Here is a 25,473-nt window from a genome sequence, read left to right as displayed (position 1 = left end):
CATGCTCATACATCCAGAATTCGACCCCATCGCCATTCATATCGGCAGCTTCGGCATCCATTGGTATGGCCTCATGTACCTGCTGGGCTTTTTGAGCCTGCTGTGGCTGGGCAAGTGGCGCATACGCCGCAACCCTGACAGTGGCTGGAAGGTCAGCGATGTCGATGACATTCTGTTTTACGGAGCGCTGGGCGTCATCATCGGCGGGCGACTTGGGTATGTCATGTTTTACCAGCCCACTTACTTCAGCCAGCATCCGCATGAAATCCTCTATCTGTGGCAAGGCGGCATGTCATTCCATGGTGGATTTCTCGGCGTGCTGGCGGCCATGGCGCTGTTTGCCCGCAAAACCGGCAAGCGCTGGCTGGAGATCATGGACTTTGTAGCCCCCCTGGTGCCGATAGGCCTGGGCGCCGGGCGCATGGGCAATTTCATCAACGGCGAGCTGTGGGGCCGGGCCACCGACATGCCCTGGGGCATGATTTTCCCCAAAGTGGACAACGTGGTACGGCATCCCTCCCAACTTTATGAATTTGCGCTGGAAGGTGTCGTGCTGTTCCTGATTTTATGGATTTATTCGAGCAAACCCAAACCACGCGGCACGGTCTCGGCGCTCTTCCTGATCGGCTACGGCAGCTTCCGCTTTCTGGCGGAATACACCCGCGAGCCGGACAGCTACCTGGGATTGTTATCGATGGGGCTAAGCATGGGCCAGTGGCTGAGCCTGCCCATGGTGATCGCCGGGCTGGTGATGTTTTACCTGTGCCGGAAGCCGCGTGCCTAGAAACTGTGGCGGCCGATGGGGGCGCTGTGTCTGAGACTTACCTAGACTTTACCTAGAGACCTGCCCCTGATTATACGGTCTGCTCTTCCGTAAACTCTGATCTCTTCACAACACAACCTCCCTTCTTCTTGGTGAAAATTGTGCCGGAAATTCCATTTTCTAATGGTACGAAATTACGGTATAGCCTCAATTAAACCACCATCAACTGCATACTGGCTGCCCGTTACATAGGACGAGACAATAGAAAAAAGGAACATTGCCACGGCTGCTGCCTCTTCCGATGTGCCGACACGTTGCAGAGGCAATACCAGAGCGGCTCCCAGGGCAGTGCTTTTGAATAGCCCTAATGTTTAGGATAAGGGGCTGCGCTGTAAGTGCAGTCCCGCTTGATGGATTGGTTAGGCACCACCGAAAGCACCCCAGAATTGAAGAATTTCTTCTGGAACCCTGCCTGTAAGTCCAGTGTAGTTTGAGATTGCTCTTTCCAGCATTTCCTCCGCGTCTGCCTTGATGTCGAACTCCAGCGACTCGTCACCGGAATAGTGCTTTAGCTCGTTACGAGTTTGGTTCATCAATTCGGCGACCGTCTTGTTGATGTTCTGGTCTGCCTCCCCAAAGTGCCGAGCAAACCTAACAATCGTTTCCTTGATGTTGTCGAAAGAGGGCTCAAGGCCAAGTTTGAGCATGCGCTTGCCCAATATCTCCTCCGCAGCGCCAGCGAGAGTAATGCAACTGATGAAGTCGCCATCACGCCACATCTGCAACGCAGTCAGTAACTGACGTTCGGCAATCTCAAGTGCAGTCAGTCGGGTAGACATGTTCGAATGGCGCCTAACGTTTGATGTAAAGGGCGCGGCGCTTTATCGCGCAGCGACCGGAGGGAGCGGCTTTGACCGCAATGTTAGACCTTGTACTTTGCTGAATTTGCATACGCAGCCGACACAAACGCCTTCGTATATTGCTGTATCAACGGCAATAGTCTGTCGTAAGTCTTATCAAGGTCGGCAAGCTCTTCTCCTGCGCGCAAGGCTGGAAACTTTTTCACTAAGTCGTCTGAAACGCGCCCCTCGTGCTTGATTGCGTTATTGAACAAGCGAAGTTCATCGAAAGCCGCGAAGTGTGGGAGCGCCTCAAGATCGAAAGGGAGAGCTACTTTCATCGCAGCTATGTTGGATAACTGCCGCTCGTTAAGGCTTGGGAAGTTTCTCTTTGCCACACGTTTAGAGTGAATTTCAATTTGGCGATATAGCGCGACGATACATAGCTCATGACCAAGCTTTCTCACCTCGTTTGCATAGTAGACTTGGTCCTCAATATGCATCTTGTAGCCGTCAATGTCACGAGGATCTTCAAAATCTTCCTCTGTGAGCGAGGAGTACTCTTTTTCCAACGCCTTTTCTCGACGGCGCAAAGACGTTTCAAGATGATCTCGGAATTCGTCGAGGGTTGTGTTGTCAATGCGTTGGTCGAAGGTCTCAAGTAGCTTGCCGAGGGATAGCGCCATAGTGGTTCCAGTGGAAAGGCCTAACGTGTGAATTAAGGGGCGCCGTTAGGCGTCCCGCTTGAAAGATAGGTTAGATTATTTCTTCAATGTTGGCTCAACATGTTCTTTAATAACCCTGCTAGGTGGGGGGGATGGCTTAGGTTGTGGAACTGGCTGTTGTTGACTTTGAGGTTGTGGTGTTGGGGTTGCCATAGATAGCTCCTTTAAGTTTGTAATTTTGACTTTTTGAATTTCACTAGGCTCTTCGATTGAGTTTATTACATAGGGTACAGCAGAAATTACTAAAAAAACTACTGATGCCATTGTGAAGCCATTAGCTTTGAACAAGTTTGCTGATTTTATGTCGTTGTTTTCTGCATTTAGTTCAGCGTTCACCGAATATTGAGACTCAACATATTCAAGTGTTTCTTCATCAGCCAACTTATTTGCATCATCTATAGTGTAGTTTTGACTTATATAGTGAATTTTTAAGTTCTCACAGTATTGACGTATTTCTTCAGCTCTCGGCATATGGGCATAACCATAGCCCCAATATGCACGGCCCATGAAAATGGCAGCCAAAATTAAGCTTACGGCTGTTAAGCCTAGGAGATAAAGCTGTATTGTTTCAGAGATGTTGAATGGATAATCAATTTCCCTAGCGATAACTAAAAATGCCCCACTGACCAATGAGATAACTCCAAGTGGTATGGTCAGTGAGTTGTTAATTTGGTCTCTACGATCAGTCTCGTAGAAGTAATGGGTTTGATAAAGCTCGCGTAGGCTCATAATAATCTAACGTTTGAATTCACCGGCCGCCGAAGGCGGTCCGGTGGAATAATGGGTTGAACCTCAATTTCATGGCGGCGCACTAAACTATGAATTACCTAAAAAAACTCAGTCGAATATCTTTGTCCGTAAATCTCCGCGTTAGCGCTGTTGCGGAAATCTGGGCTAGGGTTACTGCTTGCCACAAGTCTTTCAAAGGCCATTCGTCGCGTTCGTAACGAGAGGAGACCGCCGGAAAGACGTCACTCATATCTGCCAAAGCTGAGTACGTTTCATCACTGGTAATTCTGGCGCACTCATGAGCTGCACTTTTCAAACTGTGATTAATCCTCTTGAGATCTGAGTCTTTGAGAGTTAGCTCCTGAATTAAAACTGCCTTCATGAAAATCTCCGTTGCCATTCGCAGCCCAAGAATGGCTTTTGTGTTTGGCCTCGGTAAAACAATCTGGCTGATGGCTCCTCGCAACTCACGATCGGCACTTTTTGCGAAGTGCCTCGCTTTATCAGATAGTCCACCAGCACCGTTTCGAATTTCGTCGATGCCGTAACCGTAATCCATGCAATCTACCCAATAATCGACAAGCCGCCGAGTATCTCCTTGGCTAGATTCAATTTCATTTTTGATTGTCTGCGGCATCGTCTCCAAACATTTGAAGGCGTCCACGGTAATCTGGCCATAAATGATAGGGACTTCAATAGGCCAAAATGCAGAGTCAAAAAAGTATGCTCCAGTGAACATTGAGCCGAGGGCATGAGAATACGGCGGGCTGTTTGACTTAAACCACTCAAAAATTTGATTGGCAGTTGTCGATGAGAAATCAAGGGATATCTTGTGTTCTACAGAGAAGTCACTTATCGCTCGAAACGGTCTCTGACGATGAGGAATGGACTCGCTTCTGTATCTTGTGTTCGCTTGTTTGAGCCAGGTCTCAATTTCGGAGAAGGACAGCATTCATGAGGTCCAACGTGAAGGTAACAGGCGTGGAGCAGGTCTTATCGGCGGAGCTTCCGTGTTGACCACCATGTTAGGCAACTAGTTGAACTCCATTACCAGCGAGGTACTAAGTGATTCACCTGACAGGCTCTCAAATGAAAACCTGTTCTCTATGATCTTGGCCGAGAGTGCTTCCGGGAGGAACGCTCTTTGTCTTACGGACTTCTTCTCACCAGGTGCCAGTGCGAGAGTTTCGACACGCTCATCCCAAAAACTCAAAGGACCCTTGTCGCCAGCGGAACTCTTGAGGTAACCCTCAATCATAAGTGGCTCTTTGGTATTGTTTGATAGTTTTGTAATTATTGTTATCACATCTCCTCGTCTAACAACCTCAGTCGTTTCTACTGAGATCTTTGAGTCCTTGATTGCCCCTTCGAACTTATTATCGGCGCTAATTTCTCGCAGAGAGGTCTTGAATCCAGAAAGCTGCTTGCTCTGTCCGAACATCTCGAGCTTGTCATTTAGATAGTCGAACGCCGAGACCTTCATTTCTGCACCGACAGATGTACCAAAAGCAAATGGCACAGCAAGAAACAAAAGAGCGATGGGAATGACAATCGCAGTTTGCCATAAGGCGGTGGCCTTTTCTTTGCTCTCAACAACCTTGCCCTTTGTTGATTTAGATTCAACACTCTCAATGTCTATTGGGTCGAATATCTTTCCTTCGATTAGCAATACGATCGTTATTGATTCGAGCCTTGATAGTTTGGGAATAGAAATGGTTTTCCCATTTATGACCAAAGTGCTTTTGGATGTGCCAATCAGTTCAAATTTGCATGCTTGACGGAATGTAACGGCAACATCTTCTTCTGCCGTGAGGCCAGCATTGAATATGTTAATCGATATTATTTGGCCGTCGCTAATTGGAGTGTTTAGATACAGTTTCGGGGCAATAACATACAGCCACCGACTCTTTAGAGCTGCAAGAATGGCAGCAACACATATCGTCCCGATAACACTACTAAGTACTGTTGTTAGCAAATTGATCTCCAGGCCCGACTGACTTACGTAGCGTGTGAAAACACTGATAGTTATTTGGGATTGTTACCGACGGGGCTAAGCTTGTCCATGGTAATTGCGGGTCTGGTGAGATATTTTACCGGCGCCCCGGCAGCGAGCTTAAAACTGCGGCACCCGATGGCGGGCACGATGGCGCGCGACCTCGGGGCTGCGCAAGGCGGCGTGCTTGGTTGACCGGCCCTGCATGCGCTTGCGCCATAACCGGAATGCCGAAGCGCGCAATTGCTGCCGCATCAGCACTATCACCTCGGCTTCAGATAAGCCAAATTGAAATGCAATGGCTTCAAATGGCGTGCGATCTTCCCACGCCATTTCGATTACCCGGCCAATATCCGCCGCACTCAGCTCCTGACCGGAGATAGTGGGCTGAACGGTATCCCGAGTTAGCAGCACCGCTTTACGCCTTTCCATTTGCCATCCTGCCATTGCTTGAAAAAGGCTTCGCGCGTCAGCGGCGGCTCGTCCACGTGCTGCTCGGCGTGATGCCGCAGATAACGCTCGTAGGCATCATCGCCAGACAGGCGGCGCACCACGCGCCAGAAGGCTTTCAATTTATTCAGCATGTTCAATCCCTTGCCCATTGGGCATTCAGCGGCGCGGCTTCGTGTGGGTGCTCGGTCGATGGCCGTACAGACTTGCCTGCCAGATAGCGCCAGCACACGCGCAGCATATCGAGTATCACCACCCACAGTATCACGACGAAAAACAGTGTCAGCCAGGCATCCAGTTGCTGGTTGAAAATCAGCTGCGGTGCCACGGCGGCTTTTTCTGGTGGCAAAGCACCTGCCGCCAGCTTGGCCGCCATATCATTGGCGGCGGCAAAAAAGCCCACGCGCACATCATCGCTCATGATTTTCTGCCAGGCGGCGGTACTGGTAATAATGACCAGCCAGGTGAGCGGAAGTGCCGTTACCCAGGCAAATTTGAGACGGCCGGATTTGACGAAAATGCCCGTGGCAACCGACAAAGCAATGGCCGCCAGCATCTGGTTGGAAATACCAAACAGCGGCCACAGGATATTGACGCCGCCATTAGGGTCAATCACGCCGATGTAAAGGAAATAGCCCCATCCGGCGACCACCAGCGCGCTGGTAAACAATACCGAGGGATACCAGGAGGTCTCGCCCAGCTTGGGCCAGATATTGCCCAGCATATCCTGCAGCATGAAGCGGCCTACGCGGGTGCCTGCATCCAGCGTGGTCAGGATGAAAATCGCCTCGAACATGATGGCAAAGTGATACCACAGCGCCAGCAGGCCCTGGCCGAACGCACTGCCAAAAATGCTGGCCATGCCCACCGCCAGCGACGGCGCACCACCGGTACGGGCAAACAGCGTGGCCTCGCCCATCTCGCGCGCCAGCGTATCCATTTGCGCCACGGTGACCGGAAAACCCCAGCCGCTGATGGTGGCAACGGCATCGGCTGCTTCCTTGCCGACGATGCCCGCCGGGCTGTTGATCGCAAAAAACACGCCGGGATCAAGCACGGTAGCGGCAATCATCGCCATGATGGCCACGAAGGACTCCAGCAACATGGCGCCATAGCCGATCATGCGGATGTCGCGCTCGTTTTCCAGCAGCTTGGGCGTGGTGCCGGAGGCAATCAGCGCGTGGAAACCGGAAATAGCGCCGCAAGCGATGGTGATGAAGACAAACGGGAACAGCTTGCCGCCGAAAATGGGGCCGGTGCCATCAATAAACTGAGTCAGTGCCGGCATTTTGACTTCCGGCTGCAGCATCAGAATCGCAATCGCCAGCACGATAACGGTGCCCAGTTTCATGAAGGTGGAGAGATAATCGCGTGGCGCCAACAGCAGCCAGACCGGCAGAATGGCGGCAGCAAAGCCGTAGGCAATAATCCACCAGGCCAGGGTCAGGCCTTCATGGTCAAACCACAGGCGCAAGGTCGGGTGATGATCCACCCAGCCGCCACCCGCAACGGACAGCAACAGCAGGATCACGCCCAGGGCAGAGGCTTCCAGCACCTTGCCCGCACGGAAGTGGCGCATGTACAAACCGACAATCATGGCGATGGGAATCGTCGCCGCCACAGTGGAGGTGGCCCAGGGACTGTGCTTCATGGCATTCACCACCACCAGCCCGAGCACGGCGATGAGGATGATCATGATGGCAAAGGTGCCGACCAGAGCGGCGGTGCCGCCTATTGCCCCCAGTTCCTCACGCGCCATCTGACCCAGGCTGCGCCCATTACGGCGGGTAGAGAGGAACAAGGTCACCATATCCTGCACGGCTCCCCCCAGCACAGCACCAAACAATATCCACAAGGTACCTGGCAAATAGCCAAACTGGGCGGCCAGCGTTGGCCCCACCAATGGGCCAGGCCCGGCAATCGCCGCAAAGTGATGGCCGAAGACGATCCATTTATTGGTGGGCACAAAATCGCGGCCGTTATCCAGGCGCACGGCCGGGGTTGCCCGCGAGGCATCCAGCATCAGCACCCGGGCGGCAATCCATGCCGAGTAAAACCGATACGCCAGGGCATACACACATAATGCCGCGGCAATAAACCACAGGGAATTGATACTCTCGCCGCGATGCAGGGCGATGCCTCCCACCGCTGCCGCCCCCAGGATGGCAACGAGCAGCCACACGCTATTCTTCAGGATAGTTTTCATAATGACCGTGAGTGATGTGCAATGGGCTCACAGTATAAAACAGACCTGGGCGATATGCCGTGTCTACCTTTGGGATGGCTGGCATGGATATGACACCTGCAGGCTGGATGCATAGAAAAAGGCGTGCCTGGAACAGAAGCTATTGGAATACATAAAAAAGCCGGAGCAATCATGCTCCGGCTTTTTCTCAACATCACCACCTGGTGCCAGGCACTCGGTGGTCTCCTCCCTGCTTTTATCTATTTCTTATCTTTACCAACCTGATTGCCGATAATGCCGCCCACGGCAGCGCCACCGACGGTACCGACAGCGCTGCCGCCCGTCAACACAGCGCCTGCCGCGGCACCAACACCTGCACCTACGGCTGTATTCTTGTCGCGGGCGGACATATTGCTACAGGCGGAAAGACACGCCACCGTCAACACGATGCCGGTCACCCGCCAGGTTTTATTGAGGATTTGCATGTCTATCTCCTAAAGCTGTTTAGTTATTAACTTGCTGGCACGATGGCTAGATACGGCCGGTGAGCAGCAGAATCAACAGAATGATGACAACCAGGCCCAAACCGCCACTTGGCGCATAGCCCCAGTTACGGCTGTGCCCCCAGGTCGGCAACGCACCCAGCAACATCAGGATCAGTACGATAAGCAAAATGGTCGTGATGGACATAAATTCCCTCTTTTCTTCAAATTAGTGAACAGTTGAACTGCTCTGGTTATGGGGTAATTTGTGATGCGGCGCCGACCAAAGGCCGACGGTATTCATGCACGCGCAGGCGTGCAATTAATTTAGTGCATGAAAAAATAGATGATGATGAGCAGGAATGCCGGTACACCCAGCAGCCAGGCAATAAAATATTTAATCATCAGAATTCCCTCCTTGGTTTAAGCGTTTGTTTGACACGCAGCTCCACTGTATAGGGGCTTGCTCGCAACGCACATAGGGGTAGGTCTGATACGGGTGTCAGTGGAGGCTTACAGTTATGCGCAGGCATTTACCAGTTAGGTAAGTCTCCCGCGCCTCAGGCATTGTGCGGGCGATTTCTGGAGTACCATGCAATCCATGGAACATTCCCACCCCCAACAAGGTCTGTCGTTTACATGACAACCACGCCCGATTCCCCCGATATGAGCGCAGAAACCCCCGTGCCTGCTGCCCCTGCCAAACGCCTTTCCGCACTGAGTCGGCTCTGGCCGTTCCTGCAACCCTATCGCTGGCAGATCATGCTTGCCCTGTTACTGCTGACACTTGCCAGTGCCACCCTGCTGGCGGTGCCCCTGGCATTCCGCGATCTGGTGGATTTTGGTTTTGACAAACCGCCGCAGCAGGGGCCGAGTGCCAATGGCGATCTCAACAGCCACTTCCTGCTACTGTTTGGGCTGGCCTGTGCTTGGGCCATGCTGGTTGCGGCACGTTATTTCACCGTCTCGTGGGTGGGGGAACGGGTGACGGCAGACTTGCGCAGCGCCGTCTATGCCCGCGTGCTGACGCAATCACCCCAATTCTTTGAAACCCTGCAGACCGGCGAGGTGCTGTCGCGACTGACCACCGACACCACCCTGATCCAGACGGTGGTTGGCAGCTCTGCCTCCATGGGTCTGCGCAGCCTGTTCCAGTTTGTCGGCGGCATGGTGATGCTGGCCGTCACCAGCACCTATCTCTTTTCCATCAACCTCGGGCTGATGTGCCTGCTGGTGTTGCCCATCATGCTGATCGGCCGCTCTGTCAAAAAGCTCTCGCGCGAATCGCAGGACAAGATCGCCGCCAGCTCGGCCATGGCCGGTGAAATCCTGAATGCCATGCCCACCGTGCAGTCCTATACGCAGGAGCAGCGCGAGATTGGCCGCTTCAAGCAAAGCACGGAGCTCAGCTTTGAAACCGCGATCCGTCGCGTTCGCGTGCGCGCCGCGCTGACCGCATTGATCATCACCGCCGTGCTGGGAACCATCGTCTTTGTGCTGTGGCTGGGGGCGCGTCAGGTCAGTGATGGCGCCATGACCGGCGGCGAGCTGGCATCGTTTGTGTTGTATGCCGCCATGGTGGCAGGGGCGGTGGGCACCATGGCCGAAGTCTGGGGCGACATCATGCGGGCCGCGGGTGCCACCGAGCGCCTGCTCGAGCTGTTGCAGGCCGAGCCTGCCATTCAGGCACCGGCAGAACCCATGGCATTGAAGTCGACCACGGAAGCCACCATCGGCTTTCACCATGTCAGCTTTCATTACCCCTCACGCCCCACCCAGCCTGCCTTGCAAGAGCTGACACTGGAGATCGCCGCTGGCGAAAACATTGCGCTGGTCGGCCCATCAGGTGCCGGCAAGACCACCTTGTTCCAGTTGCTGCTGCGCTTTTACGACACCAGCGCTGGCAGCATTACCATCAACGGGCAGGATATACGCCAGCTCAGCCTGGAAAGCCTGCGCGGCCTGATCGCCGTGGTGCCGCAAGACCCGGTGATTTTCTCGGCCAATGCCATGGAAAATATCCGCTATGGCTACCCCTATGCCACCGATGCCGAAGTGCTGATGGCCGCCAAGGCCGCCCAGGTCGATGAGTTCATCCATCGCCTGCCCAAGGGCTACGATACTTTCCTGGGCGAACGCGGCACGCGGCTGTCGGGCGGGCAACGCCAGCGTATCGCCATCGCACGTGCAATCCTCAAAAACGCCCCTATCCTGCTGCTGGATGAAGCCACCAGCGCGCTGGATGCCGAATCCGAAATCCTGGTGCAGCAAGGCTTACAGGCCGCCATGCAAGGCCGTACTACCCTCATCATCGCGCACCGCCTGGCCACGGTGCAGCAGGTGGACAGGATTATCGTCATGGATCAGGGGCGCATCGTGGAAACCGGCACGCCAGCAGAACTGCGTCAGATGGGCGGGCTCTATGCGCGTCTGGCCAAACTGCAGTTCCACGATACCGAAGCCTCTGGCAACCCGTCCCCCGCAGCCCCCACCCCTGCCGATGCCGCCAGCCTCGCTCATGAATAAGCCCTGAAGCAATGCAAGCGGGCGCGCCTGAACTTGCGCCCGCGCTGCATGCTCCCAGTGCTCATGATGACAATGCGCCATTTCTTTTCCCGCTGGCTGCTGGCTTTGTTGCTGGCCGCCGCCCTGCCAGCCCTGGCCCAGCCTTGCGATGCGGTGCTGCAGCGCTGGCAAACGGAAGAAAATGCCGTGCTGGCCGAGCTTGCACCGGTATTCCAGCAAGGTCGCGAAGATGGCACCATTCAGGTCGAACTGCGCTCGCTGCCCGACTGCGCCACTGAATTACGCCTGCAACTCCCCGCCGCCGATCTGGAACAAACCCGTCAATATCTGGAGCAAAACCCGGCCAAACGTATCCTCATGAGCGCACAAGGCTATGCCATCCCCGAGCAGACCGAAAGCGTGGTCACCATCGCGGCTAATGATGCGCACCCTGCCGATCTGAAAGCGCTGAACCAGGGGCTGGAATTCATGTATCAGCTGCTAACCCAGCTGCGCGCCCATATCCCGGATGGCCAGCAAAATCAGCAAGCCTGGCCGTTGGCCCTGCAACAATCGCAGCTGCATGCCTGCCGCCAGGGCTGGCAGGCCACCGACCTGACATCCGCCTGCCAGTGCAGGCTGCAGCAGTTATCGGCCAGTATTCCCCCGCGCCAGATGGCCCTGATTATTTACCTGCAAAAGCAGCCTTATGCCACGGCTACCGGCGCACTTGCCAGCTTCAATACACTCCAGCAATCCATCCTGCACAGCTGCCAGCTACAGCAACGCTAATCCCCAAAACCCGCCGAATCTGCGGTGGGACGCGCCCACCAGCGCGCCGGATGCCGCATCAGAAATACGGGCGGTTTGTATAGCCGCCTCGCTAAGCTACAATTCGGCGAATCATCAGCCACCTCAAGACGTCTCGAAGTGCACGCCGTTCTGTGCTCCATGCCTGAATGCATTGAGCACTGTTCTTGCTTGCATTGACTCACCATGCAGAATATCTCACCCGACAATACGATTTTATTGGCCAAAACGCGCCATATCGAAGAGCTGGAACGGCTTTCCGTCAGCATTCAGTTTGTCGAGAGCATAGGCTGGATGGTGCACCAGCTGCAGGCAGAGCGCGGTGCAAGCTGTCTTTATCTGGCCTCCGCTGGCAGCCGCTTCGCCAAAGAGCGCAGTGCCATCATTGAGCAGAACCAGATTTCGGAGTCGGCGTTTAAAGAGGCCTTGCAACGCTACCTCCATCACAACACCTCGGCAGATGCCAAACAGCTGACCCTGGTTTCGTGGATTTTGCTGGGGCTTGAGCAGCTCTTGCCCTTTCGCCACCAAGTCACCTTACTAAAAATTCCGTTCAGCGACTGCATACAGTCCTACACGCGGCTGATCGGAAGTCTGATTTCGCTCATTTTTGAAATTACCGACAATACCGTTAACAGCAAGATCTCGAGCTATCTGGTCGCGCTCTACAACCTGGTACAAGGCAAAGAATTTGCGGGGCAGGAGCGCGCCTTGGGCTCGCATCTGTTTGGTTCGGGCTACATGCAACTGGAACACCAGCACAAGCTCCTGGAGCTGATAGCGCAACAGGACCGGCATTTTGAGCTGTTCAGCCAGTTTGGCACGGATGCCTTGCGCGAAGCTTGGCGTACCACGCTGGAGACCGAAGCACACCACACACAGCGCGCTTACAGAAGCAAGTTGACCGCCGCCAAAGACCAGCAGGCACTCCAGCGCGCTGATAGCGATGCCTGGTTTGAAGCTTGCAGCACAAGGCTCACGGAGATATGGCATATCCAGTGCCGATTGGTGGCCGCCATGCACGACACCCTGAACAGCTTGAGCGAGCAGGCGCGACGGGATCTGGAAAACACGCGCTTGCATCTGGGCGAGCTGAAAGCCAGGCAAACGCCCACATCCAATGTCGACAGCACGTTTTTCAATCTGGCGATTCCGCTGGAAAGTGCATTTACCTTTTTAGCCCACGACGAGCTCACGCCCTACCCCATGGAATCCATAATTGCCTTACTGCAACAGCAATCGCAGCAACTGGCGGAAATTGAAAATGAGCTGTCGGAAACCAAAAAATCGCTGGCGGAAAGAAAGCGTATTGAACGCGCCAAAGGCCTGCTGATGAGCAAACTGGGCTTATCCGAAATGGAAGCCTACAAAATGCTGCGCAACACGGCGATGGAGCAAAATCGCAAGCTAATTGATATTGCCGAAAATATCATCTCGCTATCCGCACAAGGGCAATAGTCCGCTTCATATCATGGTGCACTTGCACACAATAAGTGCGATGCATCACAAAGTCACCTCGGCTGAAATTCAGCCCCGCCATTTATAAAATCATTAAAATTCAATAACTTAATTTTTAAAATGAAGTTGGCACACGGTTTGCTTATGTCTAGACAAAATGTCAGGCCAACGGCGGCCTAACGTTTATGCAGCAGGGCATATCCACCAGGAAACGACCTCTGCAAGCAGCAGTAATCTAGCCTCGCTGAATGCAGGCAAAGGTTAGCAAAGCAGCACATTAAACGAAGCGATTGCGCTTCCACGGATATGGACAAAGGCGTCCAGCATGTAGACAGGAAACTGTTTGCAGGCTGGACGCCTTTTTTGTTTTTGCGGTTTTGATTTTGATACTTGATGCATCATTTTTAGGGAGCAGACATGAAAAAAACACCAGATACTGCAGCAGATAACGCTACACCTGACGTCGACACCAGTCGTCGCCAGTTTTTCAAGAACGCCGCCGCCGGTGCACTGGGCGCTGCCGTCATGATGAACATGCTACCGGCAGGGTTGCGCAACCAGGCATGGGCTGCAGGCTCGGATGCTCCAGAACTCACCGAAGTCAAAATCGGCTTCATCCCGCTGACGGACTGTGCGCCTATCGTGGTGGCTGCGCAGATGGGCTTCGACAAGAAATACGGCATCAAGATCGTGCCGTCCAAGGAAGCTTCCTGGGCTGGCGTGCGCGACAAGGTGGTCAATGGCGAACTGCATGCGGCGCATGTGTTGTATGGCCTGGTGTATGGCGTGCAGATGGGCATAGGCGGTCAGCAAAAAGACATGAACGTGCTGATGACGCTGAACAACAACGGCCAGGGCATTACGCTGGCCAACCAGCTGAAGGACAAGGGCGTCACCGGTGGCGCCACGCTGAAACGCCTGCTCGACAATGAAAACCGCGATTACACCTTCGCCCAGACCTTCCCCACGGGCACCCACGCCATGTGGCTCTACTACTGGCTGGCGACTTACGGCATCCACCCCTTCCAGGATGTGAAAACCATCGTGGTACCGCCACCGCAAATGGTCGCCAACATGCGTATCGGCAATATGGATGGTTACTGCGTGGGCGAGCCATGGAATGCACGTGCCATTTACGACAAGGTTGGCTTCACCGCTGCCACCACCCAGGAAATCTGGACCGACCATCCGGAAAAGGTACTGGGCACCACCGCTGAATTTGTCGCCAAGAACCCCAATACCGCGCTGGCCATTACCAAGGCCATTCTGGATGCCTGCCGCTACATCGACGCCACCGCCAATCGCCCCGCGGTGGCCAAGCTGATTGCTGGCAAGGCCTATGTGAATGCCCCGGAAGAAGTCATCGAAGGCCGCTTCCTTGGCCATTACGACAATGGCATCGGCAAGAAATGGGAAGACCCCAACTACATGAAGTTCTTCAACGACGGCAAGGTGACCTTCCCTTACCTGTCGGATGGCATGTGGTTCCTCACCCAGCACAAGCGCTGGGGTTTGCTGAAAACCGACCCGGATTACCTGGCGATCGCCAAAAAGGTCAACCGTATCGACATCTACACTGAAGCGGCCAAATCCCTGGGCATTGCCGTGCCAAGCGACCCGATGCGCAGCAGCAAGCTGATCGACGGCGTGGTGTGGGATGGCAAGGACCCGAAAGCCTATGCCAACGGTTTCAAGATCAAGGCCTGATAAGGCGAGCGGCGGCCCGGAAGTCTGGGCCGCCAGTCACGGACATGTGATGCGAGGCAAATCATCATGAGTGCAATCGGAATAAGCAAGGAAAGCATCAAGACCATCATGCAGAATGAGCAAACCACCCCCACGGCAGTGAAAGCCGCTGTCCAGCCCGCAGCCGCGCGCATGGCACCGAGCAAGCGCCCCAGTGCGCGCGCCCTGAAACTGCGTGCGTTTTTTGAATGGCTGCTGCCGCCGGTTTTCGGGGTGCTGGCCATGATCGCGGTATGGACGCTGATCTCCTATCAATCACCCAACCTGCCTGGTCCCGTCAGCACCTGGCACTCGGCAGTGGAGCTGTTCAGCGACCCGTTCTACAACAACAGCCCCAATGACCAGGGCATAGGCTGGAATATCCTGGCGTCGCTGGAACGTGTGGGCCTGGGCTTTGGCCTGGCTGCGCTGGTAGGCATACCGCTGGGTTTCATCATCGGCCGCTTCCAGTTCATGTCGCGCATGGCAGCACCCATCATCGGCATCCTGCGTCCGGTATCGCCGCTGGCCTGGCTGCCTATCGGCCTGCTGGTATTCAAGGCCGCCAACCCGGCGGCCATCTGGGTGATTTTCATCTCCGCCATCTGGCCCATGATCATCAATACCGCCGTGGGCGTGAGCAAGGTGCCGCAGGATTATATGAACGTCGCCAAGGTGCTCAACCTCTCCGAGTGGAAGATCGTCACCAAGATTCTGTTCCCCTTCGTGCTGCCTTACATGATGACGGGCGTGCGCCTGTCCATCGGTGTGGCCTGGCTGGTGATCGTGGCAGCAGAAATGCTGACCGGCGGTGTCGGTATCGGCTTCTGGGTGTGGGATGAATGGAACAACCTCAATGTGGAACACATCATCATCGCCATCTTCGTTGTCGGCATTGTCGGCCTCCTGCTGGAGCTGGCACTGACCTCCCTCGCCCGCCGCTTCAGCTACGAATAAGGAACCCATCATGGAAAAAATCCTGCAAGAAAAGTATGTGCAGCTGGAAAACGTGAACATGACCTTCTTCACCAAAAAAGGCACGTTTGAAGCGCTGAAAGATGTGAACTTCAGCATACGCGAAGGCGAGTTCATCTCCATCATCGGCCACTCTGGTTGCGGCAAATCCACCGTGCTCAACCTGATTGCCGGGCTGTTGCAACCCACCAATGGCAACCTGTTTTGCGCGGGCCGCGAGATTGCTGGCCCCGGCCCTGAGCGCGCCGTGGTGTTCCAGAACCACTCGCTGCTGCCCTGGCTCACCTGCAGTGAAAACGTTTACCTGGCGGTGGAACGCGTCTTTGGCGCCACCGACACCAAAGACCAGCTGAAAAAGCGCACCCAGGCTGCGATAGAGCTGGTGGGCCTGGCCCATGCCGCCGACAAACGCCCGAATGAAATCTCCGGCGGCATGAAACAGCGTGTGGGCATTGCCCGTGCGCTGGCCATGGAACCCAAGGTGCTGCTGCTGGATGAGCCGTTTGGCGCGCTGGATGCCCTCACCCGCGCCCATTTGCAGGACGAGCTGATGGCCATCATGGCGAAGTCCGGCTGCACGGCAGTGATGGTCACGCATGATGTGGACGAGGCCGTGCTGCTCTCAGACCGCATTGTGATGATGACCAACGGCCCGGCCGCCACTATCGGTGAAATCCTGGACGTGGAACTGGCGCGCCCGCGCAAGCGGCTGGAGCTGGCAGAAGACAGCCACTACAACCATCTGCGTAGCGAAGTGCTGAAGTTTTTGTATGAACGCCACGCCAAGAAGGCGGCTTGAGCAGGCAATACGAGTATTTAAACAAACAGGCAAAAAAGTGGCCCGTCGGTCAGGACGGGCCGGTACAGCAAGTTACCCCTCATCAGAAAAAAGGAGCAACACATGCAAAGTAATTCGAGTTTCACCTTGCGTCAAGCCAGCATTTGCGTACTGCTGGCCTTGGGCAGCGCACAGGCATCCATCGCCATGGCAGAAGAGACGCTGCCCGAATACACCTTCATGGATGCGGTCAAAACCGGCAAAAATCTCACCAGCTTTCGCCTGCGTTATGAAAACGTGAATCAGGATGGCCTGGGCCCGGCGGGCACATCAGCCGCCAACAACGCGCTCAAGGATGGCGAAGGCCTGACCCTGCGCAGCCTGATCGGCTGGCAAACCGCGCCCTACAAGAATTTCAGTTTTGCGGCGCAGATGATCGATGTCGCCAAGTTTCAGGATGACTACAACGACAGCACCAACGGCACCCTGATCAACAGCGTATCCAACCAGACCAGCCATGCCGAATACGCCAAGATTGTTGACCCCGACTACACCGGCATCAACCAGCTCTATATCGACTGGACCGGTATCAAGAACAACCGCGTGCGCCTGGGCCGCCAGCAGATCAACCTGGACAATGTGCGCTTTATTGGCGACATCGGTTTCCGTCAGGTCATGCAGGTGTTTGACGGTGTCAGCCTGCTCAACAAAACCATCCCCAATACCGAAGTCTTTGTGGGGCATATGGAGCGCGTGAAGCAGATCACCACCGAAACACGTGACAACGGCGCGCTGGAAATCCTGAATGCCAAATACCGCCTGTCGCCTACCGAGTTCCTGGTGGGCTATGGCTACTTCTCCGGCTTTGATGACCTGGGCTATGGCCGTGGCTGGTTTGGCAATGCCGCCGGTACCGGTGGGGTCGCCCAGGGCAAGAATGGCAACATCAACCAGAACGCTGACCAGGGCAACAAGATCCTGGGGCTGCGGCTGGATGGCGTGCACCCGTTCAACCCCAACCTGCGTGCGCTCTACACCGCCGAATATGCCAAGCAGACCGATTACAGCGGCGGTGACTCCCGCATTGACGCCCACTACTACAAGCTCGGTGGCGGCGTCGGCATTGATAACTTCAGCATACGCGCCGATCAGGAACTGCTGTCCAGCAACAACGGCCAGTATGCCTTCCAGACCCCATTTGGCACCAACCACCTGTTCCAAGGCTGGGTGGATAAATTCCTGACCACGCCGGTAGAAGGCATCCAGGACAGCTTTGTCACCGCCACCTACAAATGGGGCGATTTCCTGTTCTTTGCCGATTACCACGTCCTGAAATCGGACGAACGCTTCAACACTGTGGGCGGTGGTTTTGGCAACAAGTATGGCACCGAGTGGAATACCGCCGTGACCTACAACGTGAACCCGCACCTGGTTACCAAGCTGGAATACGGCAAATACACCGAGGATGACCATTACACCTTGCTGGCTGCAGCCGATACCACCGCTGGCAATCGCGGGCGGATTCGCGATACCGAAAAGTTGTGGCTGACCGTGATGTACACCTTCTAGGCCGTTATATCAGACAGCCAGTGAAATAAGCAGCGGTATCTGCATCCTGCGATGCAGATACCTTTTTGAACAACAAGAGATGGATGCATGCATGAATAACGTTATACAACATCGCCGCCCACACCATGCCGAGGCCAAGGCAGTCAGCTCCGAGACTTTCAGCTCGCTGATCAACCTGGCCGGGCGCCAGCGCATGTTGTCGCAACGCATCATCCTCAATGCCATTCTGGCGACGCAACAGCATGAAGAAGCGGTAGCAGTCGCCGAGCAGGCGCTAGCCCTGTTTGAAACCAGCCATGGCGAGCTGACAAAAGGCAATGCCACACTGCCTGGTGTGTTTTTCCCTGCGCTGCAGGCCATTTATTTTGGCGAACAGCAGGCAGTCAAGCGCATCCGCGCTTTCATCCTGCAAGCCCGCTCGGCCATCGCGGCGCTTGGCACCAAGGCGGCTGCCGCCCAGGTGGAAGAGCTCGGCAAACAGGCCACCCCATTAGTCAACCTGCTCAATCAGATCACGCAGGTATATGAGGCGGAAGCCAAGCAGCACGCCCATGCCCAGCAAAAAGAGCACAGGGCGCTGATGGGCAACATCCAGCAGATCGCCAAGCAGGCCAAGACTGTGTCGGTCAATGCGCAGATCATGGCAGCGCGGGCGGGCGACGCTGGCAAGGAATTTTCGGTGGTGGCCGGTGTGCTTACCGCCATCACGGGCGAGCTGGACGAGCTGATCGTCAGCGCCATGAAGTCGGCCCAGCGCTAATGCGACGGGCCTTGAACACAATGTATCAAGATTGAAACGGTGAATGCGATGGCAGGAAAAGTGTATTTGATAGGGGCAGGTCCCGGGGATCCGGAGCTGATCACGCTCAAGGCAGTGAAGGCATTGCAGGCAGCCGATGTGGTGCTGGTGGATGACTTGGTGAACCGCGCCCTGCTGGCGCATGCACCCCAGGCGCGCATTGTGGAAGTGGGCAAGCGCGGCGGCTGCAAGTCGACTCCGCAGCACTTCATCAACCGCCTGATGGTATCGCTCGCCGAGCAGGGCCAGACTGTGGCCCGGCTCAAGGGCGGTGATCCCTTCCTGTTCGGCCGCGGCGGCGAAGAAATGCTGGAGCTGCGTGCCGCGGGCATTGCGGTCGACATCATCCCCGGCATCACCAGCGGTATAGCCGCTGCGGCCGCGATTGGCGTGCCGGTAACGCATCGCGAGTATACGCATGGCGTCACGCTGGTGACCGGCCATACCCGCGATGGTGAGCAACCCAACTGGCAGGCACTGGCCGCCAGCGGCACCACGCTGGTGATTTACATGGGCATGAAGCATCTCGCCAGCATCGTCAGCGAGCTGCTGGCAGCAGGCTTATCGGCAGAGACAGCGGCAGCGGCGATCCAGCAAGGCAGCCTGCCGGAGCAGCAGCAAGTCGTCACCAGCCTGGGCATGCTGCCCATGGCGGTGAAGCAGGCGGGCCTGGGTAGCCCGGCCATTATCGTGGTGGGCGATGTGGTACGCCTGGCACAACTGAACCTGGACGTGGCAGCCGTTGCTGCTGCGTGATTTTTAAGAGGTAGGAGAATGAGTATGAAAAAAATGAAACTGGTCGTCGTCGGCAATGGCATGGCTGGCATGAGAACCGTAGAAGAGCTGCTTAAGATAGCCCCGGATCTCTATGAAATCACCGTGTTTGGCGATGAGCCGCACCCCAATTACAACCGCATCATGCTCTCGCCCGTATTGGCAGGCGAGCAGACCATTGATGACATCATCCTGAACACGCGCGAATGGTATGCCGAGCACAACATCACGCTGCATACCGGCAAGCGCATTGTGAAGATAGACCGCACGCGCCGCATCGCCTATGCCGAAGATGGCACCGAGGCCGAATACGACCGCATGCTGCTGGCGACCGGCTCCACGCCGTTCATGCTGCCGATTCCCGGCAAGGAGCTGGATGGCGTGATCGGTTTCCGCGACATTAAAGACGTGGATACCATGATAGAGACCGCCAAAACGCACAAGCATGCGGTGGTGATTGGCGGCGGCTTGCTGGGCCTCGAAGCTGCCAACGGTCTCAAGATTCAGGGCATGGACGTTACCGTGGTGCATATCGGCGGCTGGCTGCTGGAACGCCAGCTGGACAAGACCGCAGGCAAGATGCTGCAAAAATCGCTGGAAGCCAAAGGCCTCAGCTTTCTCTTGGAAAAACACACCGAGCAGATTCTGGGTGAAAACGGCCGCGTGACCGGCGTGCGTTTCAAGGATGGCAGCGAGATTGCCGCCGACCTGGTGGTGATGGCCGTGGGCATACGCCCCAACTATGCCTTGGCAGAGTCAGCAGGCATCCATTGCAACCGCGGCATTGTGGTCAATGACACCATGCAGACCTACGATCCGCGCATCTATTCCGTGGGCGAATGCGTGGCGCACCGCGGCATCAGTTATGGCCTGGTTGCCCCCTTGTTTGAGATGGCAAAAGTCTGCGCCACCCACCTGGCCAATTTCGGCATCGGCCTCTACAAGGGCTCGGTCACCTCCACCAAGCTCAAGGTAACCGGCATTGATCTGTTCTCGGCAGGCGACTTCAGCGGAACGGAAGGCTCCGAAGAAATTGTTTTACACGATGCAGTTGGCGGGGTTTACAAAAAACTCGTCATCAAAGATGACAAAATCATCGGCAGCGTGCTCTATGGCGACACCACCGACGGCAGCTGGTACTTCCAGCTGCTGCGCGATGGCAAGCCTATTCACGAGATTCGTGACCACCTGATGTTCGGCCAGGACAGCCTGGGCAATACCGGCCACCAGGGCCAGGACAAAGCTTCCAGCATGACCGACGAGATGGAAGTCTGCGGCTGCAATGGCGTATGCAAGGGCACCATCGTCAAGGCGATCAAGAGCCAGGGCCTGTTTACCATAGATGAAGTCAAGAAACAGACCAAGGCAGGCTCCAGTTGCGGCTCCTGCACCGGGCTGGTCGAGCAGATTCTGGCTTCCACCCTGGGCGGCGGTTATGCGCCTCCTTCCACCTCGAAGGCAGTGTGTGGCTGTACCGATTTCAACCACGAAGAAGTGCGCGATGAAATCCGCAAGCACAAATACCTCAGCATTCCCGATGCCATGAAGGGCATGGGCTGGCGCACACCAAATGGCTGCGCTACCTGCCGCCCGGCGCTGAATTACTACCTGATTTCCACCTGGCCGCATGAAGCCAAGGATGATCCGCAATCAAGATTTATTAATGAACGAGTTCACGCCAATATCCAGAAAGACGGCACCTACTCCGTCGTGCCGCGCATGTACGGCGGCGTCACCACGCCAGACCAGCTGCGCAAGATTGCCGATGTGGCCGACAAGTATGCCGTGCCCATGGTCAAGGTTACCGGCGGCCAGCGCATCGACTTGCTGGGCGTGAAGAAGGAAGACCTGCTGGACATGTGGAAAGACCTCGACATGCCGTCCGGCTATGCCTATGGCAAGAGCATCCGCACGGTGAAAACCTGCGTCGGCTCCGAGTTCTGCCGCTTTGGCACGCAAAACTCCACCCAGCTGGGCATTGATATCGAAAAAGCCTTTGACCACATGTGGGCACCGCACAAGGTGAAATTTGCCGTCTCCGGCTGCCCGCGCAACTGCGCCGAATCCGGCATCAAGGATGTGGGCGTAATCGGCGTCGATTCCGGCTGGGAGATTTATGTCGGCGGCAACGGCGGCATCAAGACCGAAGTCGCGCAGTTCCTGTGCAAGGTAAAAACAGCGGAAGAAGTCATCGAGTATTCCGGTGCCTTTATCCAGATTTACCGCGAAGAAGCGCGCTACCTGGACCGCACCGTGCACTGGATAGAGCGCGTGGGTCTGGATTATGTGAAGAAACGCATTCTGGAAGATGCCGAAGGCCGCAAGGCCGCCTACGAGCGGCTGATGTTTGCCCTGCAGGGCGCCACCGACCCATGGGCGGAACGTGCCAACCAGCGCGAAACGCACAAGGAATTCGACACCATTACCGTTTAACGCACCGCGTGCCATGTATGGCTCAGGCTTGTGGTAGCCTGAGTCTGCGCTGGCACCCGGCATTGCTGAGGAGATTCGCATGCAAACAAGTTTCTGGCAGGCCGGGCACAAGCCCACCCTGTTTTCATCCTTTCTGTACTTTGACCTGAGTTTCATGGTCTGGGTATTGCTGGGTCCGCTGGCGGTGCAGATCGCCGCCGACCTGCAACTGACCCCGGCGCAAAAAGGCCTGATGGTCGCCACCCCCGTGCTGACAGGCGCCTTGTTGCGCATTGTGATGGGCGTGCTGGTGGATCAGATCAAGCCGAAAAAAGCCGGGCTGATCGGCCAGCTGATTGTCATCGCCGCGCTCTTGGTGGCCTGGTTGCATGGCATCCACAGCTATCAGCACACCCTGTTGCTAGGCGTGTTTCTGGGCTTTGCCGGTGCAGCCTTTGCCGTCGCCTTGCCGCTGGCTTCGCGCTGGTATCCGCCGGAGCATCAGGGCACGGCGCTGGGCATTGCCGGCGCGGGTAATTCGGGTACGGCGCTGGCCGCTCTGTTCGCCCCGGGCCTTGCCATTGCCTATGGCTGGAATAATGTCTTCGGCCTGGCGCTGATCCCTCTGGCGTTTGCCTTGGTGGTGTATCTGATATTTGCCAAGGATGCGCCCGATGCCCCCGCCGCCAAGTCCATCAGCCAGTATGTGGCGGTGCTGAAAGACCGCGATGCCTGGTGGTTCATGTTTTTTTACAGCGTGACCTTTGGCGGTTTTGTCGGCATGGCATCGTCGCTCACCATTTATTTCCACGATCAATATGGCTTGTCACCGGTGCATGCCGGTTACTTTACGGCGGCCTGCGTATTTGCTGGCTCGCTGGTGCGGCCACTGGGTGGCAATCTGGCTGACCGCATCGGCGGTATCCGCACACTGACGGTCATGTATATCGTCGCGGCGTTTTTCCTGTTCGTGCTGAGTTTTGGTCCTGCGCAACAAGTAGCTGGCCTGGCTGTCGTCATCGCTGCCATGCTGGCACTGGGCATGGGCAATGGCGCCGTGTTTCAGCTGGTACCGCAACGCTTCCGCAAGGAAATCGGCGTGATGACCGGATTGGTAGGCATGGCCGGAGGTGTGGGTGGATTCTATCTGGCTTCAAGCCTGGGTTACTCCAAGCAGGTCACGGGCAGTTACCAGATCGGGCTGACCGTGTTTGCCGGTCTGGCCATTCTGGCGGTGATCGGCCTCACTAGTGTCAAAAAACGCTGGCGCACCACCTGGGGCTCGGCCGCCGTGACGTCGGCCAAGGTCTAGGATTTTCATGTCTCTGCAATTGCTGCTCGGCCAAAGCACGGCCACCGGCCCGCGTGAACGCAATGAGGATTTTGCGGGCATGGTGACGCCGGTTGGCATGCAGTTGCAGACCAAGGGCGCGCTGATCGCCCTGGCCGATGGCGTCAGCGGCAATGCCGGTGGGCGTGAGGCCGCTGAAATGACCGTGCGCAGTATCTTGTCCGACTACTACGCCACACCCGATACCTGGGAAGTGCATAGCGCGCTGGACAAGGTGATCACCGCCGCCAACCGCTGGCTGCTGGCGCAAGCCGCCCAGCACAAGGATTTTGCCGGCATGGCCAGCACACTGTCGTTGATCGTGTTTCGCGGCCAGCGCTTTTACTCGGCGCATGTGGGCGATACCCGCATCTATCGCCTGCGCCATGGTGAATTGCAACAACTCACCACCGACCATGTGTGGGAACGCCCCGACATGCGGCATGTGCTGAAACGGGCCATCGGCCTCGACCAGCATTTGTCCGTCGACTATGCCGATGGCGCCCTGCAGGTGGGCGATGTTTACGCGCTGATGAGCGATGGCGTGTGGGATGTGCTGGACCAAGCGACGCTGCATCATGTCATGGGGCTTTACGATAACCCGCAGCTGATCTGCGATGAGCTGACCCGGCTGGCAATTGCCCAGGGCGGTCACGACAATGCCACCGTGCTGGCGGCACATGTGGTGCAGCTGGGAGAGGAAACCCTCACTGACCTGTTGGCAGAGCACCGCCATTTGCGGGTGCCGCCCAAGATGAAAGCGGGCGATGTCATCGACCAGTTTGAAGTGCTCAGCGTCTTGCATGAGTCACGCGCCAGTCTTATTTACAAGGTACGCCACCGCATCACCAACCAGCTGTGGGTACTCAAAACCCTGCAACCCTTGCTGGCGGAAGATCGTGACAGCTGCCAGGCCCTGCTTAATGAAGAATGGCTGGCCAAGCGCGTGGTATCGCAATACCTGCCACAAGTGCTGCCACTGACCGCCGAGCAGCGCAGCCAGCTGTATTACGTGATGAGCTGGCATGAGGGCGCCACCCTGCAACATCGGCTGGATAACGGCCATCACTTCACCACCGCTGGCATTACCGGCATTGGCATTGCCCTGCTGCGCGGGTTGGGCGCCCTGCACCGCTTGCAGATACTGCATCGCGACATCAAGCCCGCCAATCTGCACATGGCGATGGATCAGCGTCTGCGCATTCTGGACCTGGGCGTGGCCTTGAGCCCGGTCACCGGCCATATTGCCAGCATGGATAACCCCGGTACGCCCAGCTTTATGGCGCCCGAGCTGTTTGATGGCGCTGGCGCCTCGGTCAGCAGCGATCTTTATGCGGCGGGCGTCACCCTGTATTACCTGCTGACGCGCAAATATCCCTATGGCGAGATTGAGCCTTTCCAGCATCCGCGCTTTGGCGAGCCTGTACCGCCTACGCGTTATCGGCCGGAGATTCCACGCTGGCTGGAAAATATTTTGCTGAAAGCCGTCGCCCGTCTGCCCGAGCACCGTTTTGAAACCGCCGAAGAAATGCTGCTGGCACTGGAGATAGGCGAAACCCGGCCGATTTTGCCGCCGCCACGCACGCCGCTGATTGCCCGGGCGCGACTAGTCAAATGGCAGTGGATTGCGCTGGTATCGCTGATGGTGAATTTCATGCTGCTGTACTTGCTGATCGTCTCCTAATGCTGCCGGTTTAAGTCGAGCGCAGGACAGCGGCTTATTGAGTTTTTGTTAGTACGTTTTGTGTTTTTGTTGTTGCGTTGTCATCTCTTGATTTGGAGTTTTTTTATGAGTACCTGGACCAAAATTGCCCCTTTGACTGATATTCCCAAGCTGGGCTCGCGCGTGGTGCGCACAGCCAAGGGCGACATCGGCGTATTCCGCACTGAGGATGACCGCGTGTTTGCCCTTAACAACAGCTGCCCGCATAAAGGTGGCCCGCTGTCGCAAGGTATTGTGTATGGTGATAAGGTGGCCTGCCCGCTGCATAGCTGGAAAATCAGCCTGATCGACGGCAAGGCCGAAGAGCCGGATGTGGGCGAGACTGCCTGCTTCGCCGTCAAGGTAGAAGACGGCATGGTCTTCCTGGACATTCCGTCCTGAAGGCAGTCAGCCCCATGCGTTTGATCATGCAACACGAATATGGAAGATCAGCGTCACTTGCCCGTCAT

General features: G+C 56.1%; 25 protein-coding genes. 14 read left to right on the top strand and 11 right to left on the bottom strand.

The window, feature by feature from the left end:
- Position 1: 1 nt before the first annotated feature.
- Entirely contained in the window at positions 2 to 784 is a 783-nt protein-coding gene (lgt, locus tag MPQ_RS01895) for a prolipoprotein diacylglyceryl transferase (RefSeq protein WP_013441192.1), read from the top strand.
- A 173-nt stretch (positions 785 to 957) separates the two neighbouring features.
- Here lgt and MPQ_RS14235 read toward each other — a convergent pair whose 3' ends face one another.
- The 11 genes from MPQ_RS14235 to MPQ_RS13635 form a co-directional block, all read right to left on the bottom strand.
- The gene (locus tag MPQ_RS14235) at positions 958 to 1,089 is read right to left on the bottom strand and encodes an SDR family oxidoreductase (RefSeq protein WP_202944351.1); all 132 of its coding nucleotides are present in this window, start codon (positions 1,087 to 1,089) and stop codon (positions 958 to 960) included.
- 93 nt (positions 1,090 to 1,182) lie between these two features.
- Positions 1,183 to 1,602, bottom strand: a complete 420-nt coding sequence (locus MPQ_RS01890) for a hypothetical protein (RefSeq protein ID WP_013441191.1) — start codon at positions 1,600 to 1,602, stop codon at positions 1,183 to 1,185.
- Positions 1,603 to 1,685: 83 nt separating this feature from the next.
- A complete protein-coding gene (locus MPQ_RS01885) occupies positions 1,686 to 2,288 on the bottom strand; it encodes a hypothetical protein (protein WP_013441190.1) in 603 nt (200 codons plus the stop codon).
- 75 nt (positions 2,289 to 2,363) lie between these two features.
- Positions 2,364 to 3,056 (bottom strand): hypothetical protein, encoded by a 693-nt coding sequence (locus MPQ_RS01880; RefSeq protein ID WP_041361944.1) that lies wholly within the window; start codon positions 3,054 to 3,056, stop codon positions 2,364 to 2,366.
- Positions 3,057 to 3,150: 94 nt separating this feature from the next.
- Positions 3,151 to 4,008 carry a hypothetical protein gene (locus MPQ_RS01875; RefSeq protein ID WP_041361942.1) on the bottom strand — a complete coding sequence of 286 codons (858 nt, stop codon included), beginning with the start codon at positions 4,006 to 4,008 and terminating at the stop codon, positions 3,151 to 3,153.
- Positions 4,009 to 4,089: 81 nt separating this feature from the next.
- Positions 4,090 to 5,031, bottom strand: a complete 942-nt coding sequence (locus tag MPQ_RS01870) for a hypothetical protein (RefSeq protein ID WP_013441189.1) — start codon at positions 5,029 to 5,031, stop codon at positions 4,090 to 4,092.
- A 138-nt stretch (positions 5,032 to 5,169) separates the two neighbouring features.
- Positions 5,170 to 5,481, bottom strand: coding sequence for a TIGR03643 family protein (locus tag MPQ_RS01865; RefSeq protein ID WP_013441188.1), 312 nt, complete (start codon positions 5,479 to 5,481; stop codon positions 5,170 to 5,172).
- Positions 5,454 to 5,633 carry a YbdD/YjiX family protein gene (locus MPQ_RS01860; protein ID WP_190274883.1) on the bottom strand — a complete coding sequence of 60 codons (180 nt, stop codon included), beginning with the start codon at positions 5,631 to 5,633 and terminating at the stop codon, positions 5,454 to 5,456. Before MPQ_RS01860 ends, MPQ_RS01865 begins: the two co-directional genes overlap by 28 nt.
- Before the next feature lie 2 nt (positions 5,634 to 5,635).
- The gene (locus MPQ_RS01855) at positions 5,636 to 7,705 is read right to left on the bottom strand and encodes a carbon starvation CstA family protein (RefSeq protein ID WP_013441186.1); all 2,070 of its coding nucleotides are present in this window, start codon (positions 7,703 to 7,705) and stop codon (positions 5,636 to 5,638) included.
- 239 nt (positions 7,706 to 7,944) lie between these two features.
- A complete protein-coding gene (locus tag MPQ_RS01850; RefSeq protein WP_013441184.1) occupies positions 7,945 to 8,169 on the bottom strand; it encodes a glycine zipper 2TM domain-containing protein in 225 nt (74 codons plus the stop codon).
- A gap of 46 nt (positions 8,170 to 8,215) precedes the next feature.
- Positions 8,216 to 8,374 carry a DUF3309 family protein gene (locus tag MPQ_RS13635; protein ID WP_013441183.1) on the bottom strand — a complete coding sequence of 53 codons (159 nt, stop codon included), beginning with the start codon at positions 8,372 to 8,374 and terminating at the stop codon, positions 8,216 to 8,218.
- Between the two features lie 431 nt (positions 8,375 to 8,805).
- Here MPQ_RS13635 and MPQ_RS01845 point away from each other — a divergent pair, with 431 nt between their 5' ends.
- From MPQ_RS01845 to nirD, 13 genes are all read left to right on the top strand, one after another.
- Entirely contained in the window at positions 8,806 to 10,692 is a 1,887-nt protein-coding gene (locus MPQ_RS01845) for an ABC transporter transmembrane domain-containing protein (RefSeq protein WP_013441182.1), read from the top strand.
- A gap of 63 nt (positions 10,693 to 10,755) precedes the next feature.
- On the top strand, positions 10,756 to 11,463 hold the full coding sequence (locus tag MPQ_RS01840; protein ID WP_238525328.1) for a hypothetical protein: 708 nt from the start codon (positions 10,756 to 10,758) through the stop codon (positions 11,461 to 11,463).
- Positions 11,464 to 11,667: 204 nt separating this feature from the next.
- On the top strand, positions 11,668 to 12,939 hold the full coding sequence (locus MPQ_RS01835; protein WP_013441180.1) for a nitrate regulatory protein: 1,272 nt from the start codon (positions 11,668 to 11,670) through the stop codon (positions 12,937 to 12,939).
- 417 nt (positions 12,940 to 13,356) lie between these two features.
- Positions 13,357 to 14,646, top strand: a complete 1,290-nt coding sequence (locus MPQ_RS01830; protein ID WP_013441178.1) for a CmpA/NrtA family ABC transporter substrate-binding protein — start codon at positions 13,357 to 13,359, stop codon at positions 14,644 to 14,646.
- 66 nt (positions 14,647 to 14,712) lie between these two features.
- Positions 14,713 to 15,621: a nitrate ABC transporter permease gene (ntrB, locus tag MPQ_RS01825; protein ID WP_013441177.1), complete on the top strand. Its 909-nt coding sequence runs from the start codon at positions 14,713 to 14,715 to the stop codon at positions 15,619 to 15,621.
- Positions 15,622 to 15,631: 10 nt separating this feature from the next.
- Complete coding sequence (locus tag MPQ_RS01820; protein WP_013441176.1) at positions 15,632 to 16,438, top strand: ABC transporter ATP-binding protein; 807 nt, start codon at positions 15,632 to 15,634, stop codon at positions 16,436 to 16,438.
- Between the two features lie 102 nt (positions 16,439 to 16,540).
- Positions 16,541 to 17,986: an alginate export family protein gene (locus tag MPQ_RS01815; RefSeq protein ID WP_013441175.1), complete on the top strand. Its 1,446-nt coding sequence runs from the start codon at positions 16,541 to 16,543 to the stop codon at positions 17,984 to 17,986.
- Positions 17,987 to 18,077: 91 nt separating this feature from the next.
- A complete protein-coding gene (locus MPQ_RS01810) occupies positions 18,078 to 18,746 on the top strand; it encodes a type IV pili methyl-accepting chemotaxis transducer N-terminal domain-containing protein (RefSeq protein WP_013441174.1) in 669 nt (222 codons plus the stop codon).
- 48 nt (positions 18,747 to 18,794) lie between these two features.
- Positions 18,795 to 19,541 (top strand): uroporphyrinogen-III C-methyltransferase, encoded by a 747-nt coding sequence (gene cobA / locus MPQ_RS01805; protein WP_013441173.1) that lies wholly within the window; start codon positions 18,795 to 18,797, stop codon positions 19,539 to 19,541.
- Positions 19,542 to 19,565: 24 nt separating this feature from the next.
- Positions 19,566 to 21,992, top strand: coding sequence for a nitrite reductase large subunit NirB (nirB, locus tag MPQ_RS01800; RefSeq protein ID WP_013441172.1), 2,427 nt, complete (start codon positions 19,566 to 19,568; stop codon positions 21,990 to 21,992).
- A gap of 79 nt (positions 21,993 to 22,071) precedes the next feature.
- Complete coding sequence (locus MPQ_RS01795) at positions 22,072 to 23,283, top strand: NarK/NasA family nitrate transporter (RefSeq protein ID WP_013441171.1); 1,212 nt, start codon at positions 22,072 to 22,074, stop codon at positions 23,281 to 23,283.
- Positions 23,284 to 23,290: 7 nt separating this feature from the next.
- Positions 23,291 to 24,985, top strand: coding sequence for a bifunctional protein-serine/threonine kinase/phosphatase (locus MPQ_RS01790; RefSeq protein WP_013441170.1), 1,695 nt, complete (start codon positions 23,291 to 23,293; stop codon positions 24,983 to 24,985).
- A 105-nt stretch (positions 24,986 to 25,090) separates the two neighbouring features.
- A complete protein-coding gene (gene nirD, locus MPQ_RS01785; protein WP_013441169.1) occupies positions 25,091 to 25,405 on the top strand; it encodes a nitrite reductase small subunit NirD in 315 nt (104 codons plus the stop codon).
- Positions 25,406 to 25,473 lie beyond the last annotated feature (68 nt).

The sequence above is a fragment of the Methylovorus sp. MP688 genome (assembly GCF_000183115.1).
Taxonomy (GTDB): Bacteria; Pseudomonadota; Gammaproteobacteria; order Burkholderiales; family Methylophilaceae; genus Methylovorus; species Methylovorus glucosotrophus.
This window is presented reverse-complemented; position numbering and strand designations above follow the sequence as displayed.